The organism is Marinifilum flexuosum (assembly GCF_003610555.1).
GTDB classification, from domain to species: Bacteria; Bacteroidota; Bacteroidia; order Bacteroidales; family Marinifilaceae; genus Marinifilum; species Marinifilum flexuosum.
Genome location: NZ_RAPQ01000008.1, coordinates 1,533,858 through 1,546,573 on the forward strand (window position 1 = coordinate 1,533,858; position 12,716 = coordinate 1,546,573).

Sequence of the window (12,716 nt, forward strand, 5' to 3'; positions counted from 1 at the left end):
GACAGAATATTTTACAGATAGTTGTGTAACTGTTTACTGATCACTGTTAACCGAAAAGAATGTTGAATGCAATGATATTTGCCGCAGGATTGGGCACAAGGTTAAAGCCTTATACCAATACCAAACCAAAGGCTTTGGTTGAACTTGCGGGCAAGCCTCTGCTCGAAAGAGCGATTATAAAATTAATAGATTTAGGTGTTGATCGTATTGTGATTAACGTGCATCATTTTGCAGATCTGATTGAGAAGTTTTTAGAAGAGAATAATTATTTTGGAGCTGACATTCGCATTTCAGATGAAAGAGACGAACTTTTAGATACTGGAGGAGGATTAAAAAAGGCGAAAGATTTATTCATTCCTGATTCTCCTGTGTTGATTTACAATGTAGATATTCTTTCTTCCATTAATTTGGCTGATTTGATTAAAGAACACGAATCAGCAAAAGCTTTGGTTAGCATGGTTATGCGAAAGCGAGATAGCAGTCGTTATTTGTATTTTAATAGCGATAGGCAGCTAACAGGTTGGAAGAATTGTAAGACTGATGAGGTGAAGCAAGCTAGAGCTGATATGGAAGAATCAGAGCCATTGGCATTTAGTGGTATTCATTTAATCGATCCCAAACTGTTTGAATTGATAGAAGAAGAGGGGAAATTCTCCATTATCGATTTGTATCTGCGATTGGCAAAAACTGAAAAAATGTTGGCCTACAATGATGAATCAGATTTGTGGTTCGATTTGGGAAAACCAGAGCAACTGCAGAAAGCAGAAACATTAATTACGAATTACGATCCTGATAACTCTCGGGAATAAATTACGAATTACGTTTCTTTGCAAAGATATAATTGATGAGCAAAAAATAGGATATAGGAGTTCTCCCGTTTAGGGGATTCACGATAGCTATCAAGACCCGATAGGAAGAGGGGTGTTGTTAGCGTACTTTCTTCTATATTTTTTGCTTAATATGAGAAATAATTTTGTGTAAAGAAATGTTTGAATAAATTATAACAATAGGACTTTCTAACGGTTAGACTATTAGACTTTCTGACGGTTAGACTATTAGACTTTAAAAAATATAAGAGATGAATTTAAAACCAATCATTTTTGCTGCACTTAGAGTAATTCTATATGCAATTCCAGTTGCAGCATCAGCATTAATCATTAAAAGCGATGCAGGTATTCTTATCGATGGGGGAAAATTTGGCGAAGGTTCCCAAACCGAATGGATGCAGCAAATGTATTTATTGCTAACCAGTATTGTGTTTATTTTGGCTGGGATTCGTTCCAAGGGACATCAAGCCATTTCCTATCTATTTGGTGGTGGTGCCTTGGTAGCCTTAATTCGTGAGTTCGATGTTTATTTCGATAAGATCTATCACGGAGCCTGGTTTCCATTTGCATTGTTTGTATTGTTGCTTTCCATCTTCTTGGTATATCGCAAACGTCAGCAAATTTGGGAAAACCTTGAGGAATTTTTTACAACACCAGCATTCGGAACCTTTATTGCAGGTTTTTTAGGTGTATTTGTTTTCTCACGTTTGTTTGGAACCAAGAAAGTATGGCGTGCCTTGTTCGATGTTGAAAAGTTGGAGCCAGTGCAACGTTGGGTAAAAAATGCAGTTGAAGAGGGAAGTGAGCTATTTGGATATACTTTGCTTTTTATAGCGGCAATTGAGTTTTTTGTATATGTTTCGAAAAAGCTGAAAGAGTAAAACTTTTATAAATCAAAATAAATTAAAGTGTGCCAATAGGCGCACTTTTTTTATGGCTGGAATTCAATAAATAGCACTTATGATATCAGATATATGGTAATAATGTTTTATGAGATTATTTCTAAATAAAGGAATGCTCTTCAATTGGCTGAGGAGGTCATTTTCTCAAAAAAGAAGCTCCTCAATTGGCTGAGGAGATCATTTTCTCAAAAAAGAAGCTCCTCAATTGGTTGAGGAGGTCATTTTCTTAAAAAAGAAGCTCCTGAATTGGTTTAGGTAATCGTTTTCTCAAAAAAGAAGCTCCTGAATTGGTTCAGGTAATCGTTTTCTCAAAAAAGAAGCTCCTGAATTGGTTCAGGTAATCGTTTTCTCAAAAAAGAAGTTCCTGAATTGGTTCAGGTAATCGTTTTCTCAAAAAAGAAGCTCCTGAATTGGTTCAGCAGATTGTTTCCATAAAAAAAGCCACTCAAAAAATGAATGGCTTTAAAAAATTATCGTAGAATTTAATCAATCACACCCGAACCAATCAATTCACCTTCATCGTACCAGGCAGCAAACTGTCCTGAAACAACGGCACGTTGTGGCTCATCAAAGTGGATGTACAATCCTTCCTCTTTAAAATGAATGCTTCCACCTTGTAAAGGTTGGCGATAACGAATTCTGATATCGTATCTTCTTTCACAGTTTTCGGTCGGACGCAAATCTTCGCGAATAAAATGAATGTCTTCGTTCGGAATAAACAAGGCCTTGCGCATTAGCAACGGATGTTCGTGTCCCATTCCCACGTAAACAATGTTTTCCTTTACATCGGTACCAATAACAAACAAAGGTTCTGCTTTTCCACCAACATTTAGTCCTTTACGCTGACCTACGGTAAAAAAGTGAGCTCCATTGTGCGTTCCTACCTCTTCTCCCATTTCAGGAGAAAACTGATAGGGTTGAGCAATGTCTCTTAAATCCTCTGACTGAGGAATAATTTCTTTTGCCTTATCAGCAGATATTTCGATAATTCTTCCTTTTTTAGCCTTTAGCTTTTGCTGAAGAAATACTGGCAAATCAACTTTACCCACAAAACAGATACCTTGCGAATCTTTCTTTTCGGCTGATGCCAATTTTTCTCTTCGGGCAATTTCTCTTACCTCAGGTTTTTCAATATGTCCGATTGGAAACATCGCTTTCGACAATTGCTCCTGCGATAGTTGACACAAGAAGTAAGACTGATCTTTGTTGTTGTCTTCACCAGCAATTAAGCGGTAAACTTCTTTGCCATCTTTAACAATGGTTTCTTTCTGGCAATAATGTCCTGTTGCAACGTAATCGGCACCCAGTTCCAATGCCTTCTTTAAGAAAACATCAAATTTAATTTCACGATTACACAATACATCAGGATTAGGAGTTTTCCCTTTTTCGTATTCGGCAAACATGTAATCAATTACTTGTGCACGATATTCGGTACTCAAATCCACAAAGTGGAAAGGAATATCCAGTTTTTTAGCCACCATTTGTGCAAACAAAACATCCTCTTCAAAAGGGCATTCTTCCGATTTTAATCCGACAGTGTCGTTCCAGTTTTGCATAAAAAGTGCTTCCACTTCATAGCCTTGCTCTTTTAGCAAATAAGCAGCAACACTTGAATCTACTCCTCCCGACAGTCCGATTACAACTTTTTTCTTCATTAAATAAAATCTCCTTGTTTTTTCAAGGAGCAAAAGTATTCATTTTTTACAGATGTGGCAAACAATCAAATTTTAAGGAGTTGTTAATATGCAATAACTAGTTTTAAATCGATCATAGATATTCTTTAATAGGCAATTGTAATTTTCAATGATAAAAATTCTTATGAATTTTTTTTGGTGCATATTTTGCGTTAAATTCGTTAATAATTTAAAATTGAGACAGCTCTCTTTAACTAACTAATAAACAAAGCTAAAATTTAACACATGAAGAAACTTGGTTTAACACTTATTGCTGCAATGATTTGTTTTGTTGCAATATCTCAAGAAAAACAAGATACATCCTATTGGAAAAAAGGTGGGATGATTTCAATATCATTTTCTCAAACATCTTTAACAAACTGGTCTGGTGGTGGAGATAATGCTATTTCTACAAATTCTCAATTAAATTTATTCGCCAATTACAACAAAGGAAAAAACAGTTGGGAGAATAAATTGAACTTGGAATATGGATTGGTAAAGCAAGGTGACGAAGGAGTTCGTAAGAGTATAGATAAGTTGGAATACTTTACCAAGTATGGTTATAAAAATGGTGGGCATTGGTTTTATACAGCTCTTTTTGATTTTAAGACGCAGTTTGCTAAAGGTTACAATTACAGTAGTGAAGAAGGGGTGGATGATGTGAAAATTTCGAATTTTCTTGCTCCTGCCTATATGAACCTATCGGTTGGTATGGATTACAAACCAAGTGATGTATTTTCTGCATACATTTCACCAGTTACTGGAAAAATGACTGTGGTAAATGATGATGATCTTTCGGATAAAGGTGCTTTTGGTGTTGATCCTGGTGATAAATTTAGAAGTGAGTTTGGTGCATATTCCAAATTGTCATTGAATAAAGATATCATGGAAAATGTAAATTTAAAAAGTACGCTTGATTTATTTACCAATTACTCAGAAAGCTTTGGTAATATTGATGTGACCTGGGAAGTACTGTTAAACATGAAAATTAACAGCTTCTTAACAGCTTCGGTAAATACTTCACTAGTATACGACGATGATGTTGACTATTTTAATGAAGATGGTATTAATAAAGGTCCAAGAATTCAATTCAAAGAAATCATAGGAGTCGGTTTAGCTTACAAGTTTTAATCGAATTGATATAAAGTACAAGCGGAAGATTGATGGTCTTCCGCTTTTTTTTGCATTTATTTGCCTCTTTGAACTAAAATAATGCCGGTTTTTTCTTCAACAAACTGAAAATAGTGATACAACTTGTAGTTGACATCAAAACCATAATCCTCGAAAGGATCGTAGTAAATGTGATTCTCGAAATATGGGTGTCCTTGTGAGTGTTTTATATTCCACTCTATAACATACCTGTGATTCCAATTTTTATAATAGCTATTGGAGTGTGCTGTGGCTGGCATATTTCGTGTAACAAACCAGTTCTCGAAACCAACATCTAGGATTAATAATTCGTATTCTGTACTATCTGTAAGTTCATTTGTTGCAAGCTCAGTTGTATTATCATTTACAATTTCAGGTTGATTGAATGAAGAGTATGAACTGCAAGCCGCTAATGCAAATAAAGCAACCAGAATAAATAATAAATGTTTCATAGTTCATTCGTTTTAATGCTTAAAAGAACACTTGTAGTATTGATTGAATCAATATTAAGAGAGGCTGTATTATAGGAACGTTTTGAAAAATAAAAAGTTGCGAATATTAACGCTTAAAAAAAGAAAAGCAGGTGTAAAACACCTGCCTTTACATTTAGTAATCAAATTATAATTTTAGTAGTTTTTTGGTAATCACTTCTTCTTCATCTTCAATAGAAATGAAATACATTCCTGGAGGAAGATCGGAAACATCAAGTGTGTTATTCTCCACGTCAAGTGTAACAATTTTTATCGTCTTGCCTGTTATCGAGCTAATTTTTACTCTGGACTGCATGTTCCCCTGAATGAATAGGTTCACATAGTCTTTGGCAGGATTAGGATAAAGTTTTAGTTCTTCAACAGGAGGTGTATCACTTAATGGTAATCCGAATGATGAATTTTTAGCAATACTTGCAGGAGCTGTATTCGAAATGTTTACTGTGTAATCTTCAACTTCACCCTGGCTAAAGATTTGACAACCATTAGAAGCCGCTCTTCTGTGCTTTAATATGACTCTCATGCGTGTATGTCCTAGCGCCGCATCAGATGAGATATTTACATTTTTGGATGATATGCCAGAGCTGATTGTATATCCTGTAACAACCAATTCACTACTGCTAAAGTTACCATCTCTATTAAAATCGATGTAAATTTTCCAATTGGCCGCGTAGGTTCTTCTTGTGTATGCTAACGAGAAGTTTAATGTGTAGGAGTTACCAGGAGCAACATTTGCAATTAGTCCGGTATAGTCTCCATAACCACCATCATTTCCTGAAGGATTGCTCATGTCTGCAAACTCAACCAAATCTATGTATTCATATCGAGTATCTTGACCGTAAGATTCGCAATATTCAGGAGTTGGAGATTCTCCCAATGTAGTTAAGGATTGTATAGCAGTATAATCGCTATCTCCAGTTGTATTTGTTGCTCTCACCTGATATTCGTATGTGGTTTCGGCCAAAGCACTGGTGTAATCGAAACTTGTAGAAGTTGTTGAATAAGATTCCCAAGCACCACCTAATTCTCTAACTTGAATATCATAGTTATCTGCAAATTGCATGGAATTCCAGTTAAGTGTAAATGAGGTGGATGCGATGTTTGATGCACTTAATCCTGTTGGGGTGTTTGGAGCTGGAACAGGATCGGTAGTCAAACTTCCAATGGTAGAATATTCACCCGGTCCAACTTCATTATTCCCTTTTACTCTGAATTCATAGTTTGTAGAGGCATCAGCATTTGTATAGTCGTAAGAGGTTGCACTTGTATTGAATGAGGTCCAGTTTCCACCAGAAATTCTAATATCAAGATCATAATCATCGGCATCAGTTAAAGCATCCCAACTTATTGTAAATGAATTGTAGGTAATGTTTGAAGCAATTACATTCTGTGGAATACCAGGAGCTGTTGGAGCTTCAAGAGTTGTTGCTGCTTCCACAGCTGAATATGCACTGGAACCTATTTCATTGTTAGCTCTAATCTGGAATTCATAAGTTGTTTCACCTGTTAGTCCTGTATAGTTATATGAAGTTCCTGTTTGATTAATGGTAGTCCAGTTTCCGCTTTGTTCTCTTACCTGTAGATCGTAATCATCAGCATCTGTTACAGCATCCCAGCTTATGGTCATTGAATTGTAAGTAATTGATGAAGCCATTAAGTTAGCAGGAGTTTTTGGAGCTGTTGGAGCTTCAAGAGTTGTTGCAGATTCCACAACAGAATATGCGCTGGAACCTATTTCATTGTTAGCTCTAACCTGGAATTCATAAGTTGTTTCTCCCGTTAGTCCTGTATAGTTATATGAAGTTCCTGTTTGATTAATGGTAGTCCAGCTTCCTCCTTGTACTCTTACCTGAAGGTCATAATCATCGGTGTCAGCCATAGCATCCCAGCTGATTGTCATCGAGCTGTAAGTAATAGACGATGCGGTAAGGTTGGTAGGAGTATCAGGAGCAGTAGGAGCAGCTTCTGTAGTTGCACTGGCAATTGCAGAATAATCGCTGGATCCTACTTCATTGTTAGCTCTAACACGGAATTCATAAGTTGTTTCAGCTGAAAGGCTAGAGTAATCATATGAAGTGCCCACTTGATTAATTGTTGTCCAGGATCCACCTTGTGGACGAACATCAAGATCATAGTCATCAGCATCTGTTACTGCATCCCAACTTATTGTCATTGAGTTGTAGGTAATTGCTGATGCTGCAAGATTTGTAGGTGTATCAGGAGCTGTTGGTGCAGCTTCTGTTGTTACATTTGCAATTGCAGAATAACCACTTGATCCGGCGTCATTATTAGCTCTAACACGGAAATCGTATGTTGTACCAGCAGTAGCATTGGTGTAATCATGAGTTATAGCTGTTGTATTATAATCTTGCCAACTTCCACCTTCTTCTCTTACTTGCAAATCGTAGCTAGTGGCACCCGAAACTGCATTCCATTCAATGGTGAAAGAAGTTTGGCTTACGTTGGTTGCTGTTAGTCCTGAAGGAACAGATGGTAAATTATCATCACTTAATGCTTTATAAGCGTTTAGTCTTCCACTACCTAGTTTACCAGCGTGTGTTGCACTTTGTAAAGCATCAATATTATCAGTATTATCAACCAGTTTATTCCAAAGTTCGGTAGGAGTGATGTTGCCTGCATATTTTGAAACGACTAATGCTGCAACACCTGAAACATGTGGACAAGCCATAGATGTTCCTTGCATTACTCCATATTGATCGTTAGGATATGTGCTATGAACTGCTGTTGGATCTTCATTGGTATTTTCCAATTCTCCACCAGGAGCTGCAATGTCAACCCAATCGCCGTAATTAGAGTAGTATGATCTAACATCATTCTTATTTGTTGCAGCAACAGATAATACCTTATCATAATAAGCTGGGTAGTATCTACTTTGTGAATTATCATTACCAGCTGCAAAAATAACAATTCCACCATTCATTGGTGCATCAGGTCCACCAGCATTGGCAATAAAATAATCGATCCCATCAAGTACAGCTTGGTCATAGTAATAGGGATATCTGTAACTCCAACTGTTTTGAGAAATTACAGCACCATTATCTGCTGCGTAGGTAAATGCTTCTGCAAATCCACCAGTTGATGCAGCAAAAACATTACATGACATGATTCTGACACCATCGCCATTGCCGCTACCGCCGGCAATACCACTAAGGCCAACACCATTATTATTTACGGCAGCAATGGTTCCTGCGACGTGTGTTCCATGATCACCAACGTAAATTTCACCTGTATCATCACCAAAGTTGTAGCCATATATGTCATCAACGTAACCATTGTTGTCATCATCAATACCATTGCCAGCAATTTCGCCAGGATTTATCCACATGTTTGCTGCCAGATCGACATGGTCAAAGTCTACACCACCATCTTCTACGGCAACAATTACATTGGTATTTCCAGTTTCAATTTGCCAAGCTTCCAGCAAGCTGATATCAGCACCAGGAGTACCATTGTTTTGACCAGTATTTTCATAATGCCACTGATCTCCAAACAATGGATCATTTGTCCCTGATGGCAAAGCTGCTGGAGCAATTTTATTTCCCTCATCCATTGCTACATGTTTCACTGCATGTACACCTTCTGCAATTGAAATTTCAGCAATGTTGTTATATGACTCGATTAATTGTTTTACAGGTGTTGGCGAATTAAATTCTAATTCGTACCAAAGGTGTAAGCCAAATTTTTTGTGTCGAGCTTCGTGTTTACCTGCATGACGGTAAACTCTTTTCATTTTGTGTGCTTTGAATTGTTCATTAACCCTGTTGACACTTTCAAAATTGGTTTTAACAAAAGCTGGTTTTTGCTTGAGCTTAACATCTTTAGCTTCTTGAAGAAGTTGATGTAAGGTTTGAACTTTTTGGTCTTCAGTTTGTTCAAATTTAATTCGAATAATTCCTTTGTATTTTCCCTCTGAATTAATTTCTTTTTCTTGGCTATAAGTAAAGCCAGTTAGAAATATGAAACAAAGAAATAGAGTAAAAAATTTTTTCATAACTGCTTGGTTTAAAGTGAATGTTTTAGAAAACTTTCAATAAGTTAATTAAAAATGATTAATGATACAATATCAAATAGTTAGGTGGGTTTGTTTGAGTTTTTGTATTAAAACTATTGTTAACTTATTGAAGATGTTATCCAATAGTGTAGGATTATTTGTTATTATTTGCTTGCAGAGATTTTTGTTTAATTTCAATTGATTATTTAAAATTAAACTATTTAGGATATTAGGTTAATGAAATTTATTTATCAAAAAGATGAATTTTACAATTAAAGGATCTGATATTAATTTTATAGTTTATTAAGAACTGTACTGAAAAGATTATTTGTATTTTCGGCATAAAGCAATTTTGAATGTCACAACTTAATATATATAGAGCTTCAGCAGGCTCAGGAAAAACGTATACACTTACTGGTGAGTTTTTAAGCATCGTTTTCAGCGATCCTTTAAGTTATAAGAATATTTTAGCGGTTACTTTCACAAATAAGGCTACCGATGAAATGAAATCGAGAATCTTAAAAGAGATTCATATTATCTCATCCGGAAAAAAATCGCCATATGTCCAACAATTGTGTGAGGCGAATCAACTTAATGCTGAAGAGTTGAAAAGGAGAGCAAATGAGATATTGAATCGAATGCTTCATGATTATTCGAGATTCTCAGTAACTACCATTGATAGTTTTTTTCAAAAGGTTGTGCGTTCTTTTACGCGCGAGATAGGTTTGCAAATGGGTTATAATATCGAGTTGGATCAAAACTCTGTTTTGAGTGATGTTGTAGATCATTTGTTGCAAGATGTTGATAAAGATTCGCAATTAAGAAATTGGCTATCTTCCTTTGCAGAATCCAAGATCAGGGATGGAAAAACCTGGAATTTTAAGCAGGATATTTTAACGCTTGGAAGTGAAGTGTTCAAGGAGGATTTCCAAAACTTCTCGAACAGTTTGATCGAAAAATTATCTGATAAAAAGTTTCTAAGTTCTTACCGAAAAATCCTGAATGAGATTAAGGAGGAATTTGAACAATTTTTTGCCCAAAAAGGTGAAGAAGCAACACGAATTATGGAGAATCACTCTTTAAATGTTGCTGATTTTTCATACGGTAAAACTGGAGTAGCTGGCTATTTGGAACGATTGGGAAAGGGAGGAAAGTATGAACCTGGTGCAAGAGCCAGAGCAGCAATTGATACTCCGCAAAAATGGGTTGCCGGTAAAGCTGGAAAAGAAACCAAGATGGCTGTTGAAGCAGCAGTTTCAGCTGGCCTGAATGATGTTCTTAAAGCTGTAGTGAATTATTACGATGAGCAATCAATGTTGTACAATTCAACCGAAAAAACACTAAGCTACATCTATACTTTAGGAATTCTTACTGACCTTTCGAAAAAAGTTCGTGAGTACTCCGAAGAGGAGAATATCTTTCTTTTATCAGATGCAAGCAGGTTGTTAAGAGACATTATCGGAAATAATGATTCTCCTTTCATTTACGAGAAAATTGGTAATGTGTACAAGCACTTTATGATTGACGAGTTTCAGGATACATCATCTATGCAGTGGGATAATTTCAGACCATTGGTTGGAAATTCTTTGGCTGAAGATCAACACTCACTTGTTGTAGGTGATGTAAAGCAATCCATTTACCGATGGCGAAATGGAGATTGGAAATTGTTGGCAAATCAATTGGATACTGATTTTAGTGGTTATGGAGTGAATGGTTTAAGCTTAAATTACAATTGGAGAAGTAGTAGGAATGTTATTGATTTTAACAATGCAACCTTCGCACTAGGAGCTCAAATTATGCAAAATCAATACAATGAATCGATTCCTGCCGAGATTTCTGATCGAATGGAGGATGAGAAACAAAAAATTGTAAGCGCTTACCAGGATGTATATCAGCATATCCCTGATAAAGGGGAAGGAGTATCAGGATATGTTAAAGCACATTTTCTGGAAAAGGAAAATGAATCGGATTGGGTAGAGCAGGTTTTGGAAGATTTACCTTTGAAAATAGAAGAATTACAATCCAGTGGTTACAAGGCACGAGACATTTCAATTTTGGTTAGAAATGGCAAAGAGGGAGGTTTGGTAGCTGATACCTTAATGGCCTATCGCGCAAGTGAAAAAGCAAAAGAGAATATCAATTACGATGTTATTTCCAATGATTCCCTTTATTTAAAGAACTCATCGACTGTAAATTTTTTAGTGCATCTGCTTCATTATTTGGTTTATCCTGATGATAAAATTAACATTGGCTTCTTAAAACAAGAGTATAGTTTGTACGTTAAGGAATCTGTGAAAACAAGTACTGATGATTTGTATGTGATTATCGATGAGAATTTTGATTCCACTTTTCCACAGGAATTTATAAATCATATTGGAGAGTTAAAACGTCAGCCATTATATGATTTAACTGAGAAGCTAATTAAAATATTTGGCTTGAATCAAAATTCAGATGATTATCCTTTCCTGGAAGCATTTCAAGATTTGGTTTTAGGGTTTACAAAAAGTGATTCACCAGATTTGAATTCCTTTGTACAGTATTGGGAGGAGAGAAAAGACAAAGAGGTAATTTCGGTATCAGATGAACAGGATGCCATCCGAATCATGACAATTCATAAATCTAAAGGTTTGGAATTTAAAGCTGTGATTTTGCCTTTTGCAAATTGGGATTTGGATAATACCCGACATACCAATATTTTATGGTGCCAGCCTAGGGTTGAAGGCTTTGATATTTTAGATGTTTTGCCCGTTCGCTACAGCAGTTCCTTGCGCGAAACCATATATTATCAGGAATACTTCGAGGAGAAGTTACAGTCATACATTGATAATCTGAATTTATTGTATGTGGCTCAAACCAGGGCAGAAGAGGTATTTATTAGCTACTCGCCAATAAATAAAAACAAAGAGCTAAAAACAGTAGCAGATTTGTTACATTTTGTTTTTAAGGAAGCAAATGAGTTTTCAACTGATTTTTATGGCGACAAAATAGTATCTCTTGGTGAGTTTTGGAACGAGGAAGATAAAAGTTTTGAGATGGGGAATTTACCAAGTCAGGAGAATAAAAGTATCCCAGCTCCAAAAGAAAAGTCGATAGAATATCCAGCTTCATTATTGGATGATAGGTTAAAGTTAAGGTCTCATTCTGCCGATTATTTTGATTTTTCAGAAGCAGAATCAGTGGAGTCTTTTTCTCCTGTGAGTAGAGGTAATATTTTGCATCAGCTTTTCCAATTAATAGAGTATGCTGAAGATTTGGACCAGGCAGTTTCACAACTTCAATTTGAAGGAAAGTTAGATGATAAACAAGCTAGCGAAGTCTTGGCATTTGCAAAAACATTGCTGGCTGATGATCGGGTTGCGAAATGGTTCTCTAAAGATTGGGAAGTTGTGAATGAAAGAGATATTCTAAAAGGGAATGGTGAAGTCTATCGTCCTGATAGGGTGATCCGAAAAGGAAAAAATGCCATTGTGATTGATTATAAGTTTGGAAAAAAGAAATTAAAATCTCACGAAAAACAAGTATCGGTATATAAAAAACTGGTTGAATCCTTAGGTTTCGATCGAGTTGAAGGATATGTGTTGTATGGAAAATTATCTGAAATTGTAAGTGTTTAGTTTTATTTATGATAATTTTAATTAACTTGTGAAGCCAACTAACCAACTAAC

At 35.9% G+C, this 12,716-nt stretch carries 7 protein-coding genes; 4 read left to right on the forward strand and 3 right to left on the reverse strand.

What is annotated here, in order from left to right; genetic code table 11:
- Window positions 1-59 precede the first annotated feature (59 nt).
- Window positions 60-809, forward strand: a complete 750-nt coding sequence (locus BXY64_RS06315) for a nucleotidyltransferase family protein (RefSeq protein ID WP_245996609.1) — start codon at window positions 60-62, stop codon at window positions 807-809.
- A gap of 269 nt (window positions 810-1,078) precedes the next feature.
- Window positions 1,079-1,708: a hypothetical protein gene (locus BXY64_RS06320; RefSeq protein ID WP_120239055.1), complete on the forward strand. Its 630-nt coding sequence runs from the start codon at window positions 1,079-1,081 to the stop codon at window positions 1,706-1,708.
- A 503-nt stretch (window positions 1,709-2,211) separates the two neighbouring features.
- On the opposite strand, the gene mnmA is transcribed toward BXY64_RS06320, so the two are convergent.
- Window positions 2,212-3,384, reverse strand: a complete 1,173-nt coding sequence (gene mnmA / locus BXY64_RS06325) for a tRNA 2-thiouridine(34) synthase MnmA (RefSeq protein WP_120239056.1) — start codon at window positions 3,382-3,384, stop codon at window positions 2,212-2,214.
- Window positions 3,385-3,648: 264 nt separating this feature from the next.
- Between mnmA and BXY64_RS06330 the strand changes: the two genes are divergently transcribed.
- A complete protein-coding gene (locus tag BXY64_RS06330) occupies window positions 3,649-4,533 on the forward strand; it encodes a DUF3078 domain-containing protein (protein WP_120239057.1) in 885 nt (294 codons plus the stop codon).
- Window positions 4,534-4,589: 56 nt separating this feature from the next.
- On the opposite strand, the gene BXY64_RS06335 is transcribed toward BXY64_RS06330, so the two are convergent.
- Together BXY64_RS06335 and BXY64_RS06340 are read right to left on the reverse strand one after the other, a co-directional pair.
- Window positions 4,590-5,003, reverse strand: coding sequence for a DUF6146 family protein (locus tag BXY64_RS06335; RefSeq protein ID WP_120239058.1), 414 nt, complete (start codon window positions 5,001-5,003; stop codon window positions 4,590-4,592).
- Between the two features lie 166 nt (window positions 5,004-5,169).
- Complete coding sequence (locus tag BXY64_RS06340; RefSeq protein ID WP_120239059.1) at window positions 5,170-9,051, reverse strand: fibronectin type III domain-containing protein; 3,882 nt, start codon at window positions 9,049-9,051, stop codon at window positions 5,170-5,172.
- Between the two features lie 356 nt (window positions 9,052-9,407).
- Here BXY64_RS06340 and BXY64_RS06345 point away from each other — a divergent pair, with 356 nt between their 5' ends.
- A complete protein-coding gene (locus tag BXY64_RS06345; RefSeq protein ID WP_120239060.1) occupies window positions 9,408-12,665 on the forward strand; it encodes a UvrD-helicase domain-containing protein in 3,258 nt (1,085 codons plus the stop codon).
- Window positions 12,666-12,716: the final 51 nt, after the last annotated feature.

Coding starts and splice junctions, on each gene's coding strand:
- BXY64_RS06320 (WP_120239055.1), top strand. CDS start 1,079: ATGAATTTAAAACCAATCATTTTTGCTGCACTTAGAGTAATTCTATAT.
- BXY64_RS06340 (WP_120239059.1), bottom strand. CDS start 9,051: ATGAAAAAATTTTTTACTCTATTTCTTTGTTTCATATTTCTAACTGGC.
- BXY64_RS06335 (WP_120239058.1), bottom strand. CDS start 5,003: ATGAAACATTTATTATTTATTCTGGTTGCTTTATTTGCATTAGCGGCT.
- BXY64_RS06315 (WP_245996609.1), top strand. CDS start 60: ATGTTGAATGCAATGATATTTGCCGCAGGATTGGGCACAAGGTTAAAG.
- mnmA (WP_120239056.1), bottom strand. CDS start 3,384: ATGAAGAAAAAAGTTGTAATCGGACTGTCGGGAGGAGTAGATTCAAGT.
- BXY64_RS06330 (WP_120239057.1), top strand. CDS start 3,649: ATGAAGAAACTTGGTTTAACACTTATTGCTGCAATGATTTGTTTTGTT.
- BXY64_RS06345 (WP_120239060.1), top strand. CDS start 9,408: ATGTCACAACTTAATATATATAGAGCTTCAGCAGGCTCAGGAAAAACG.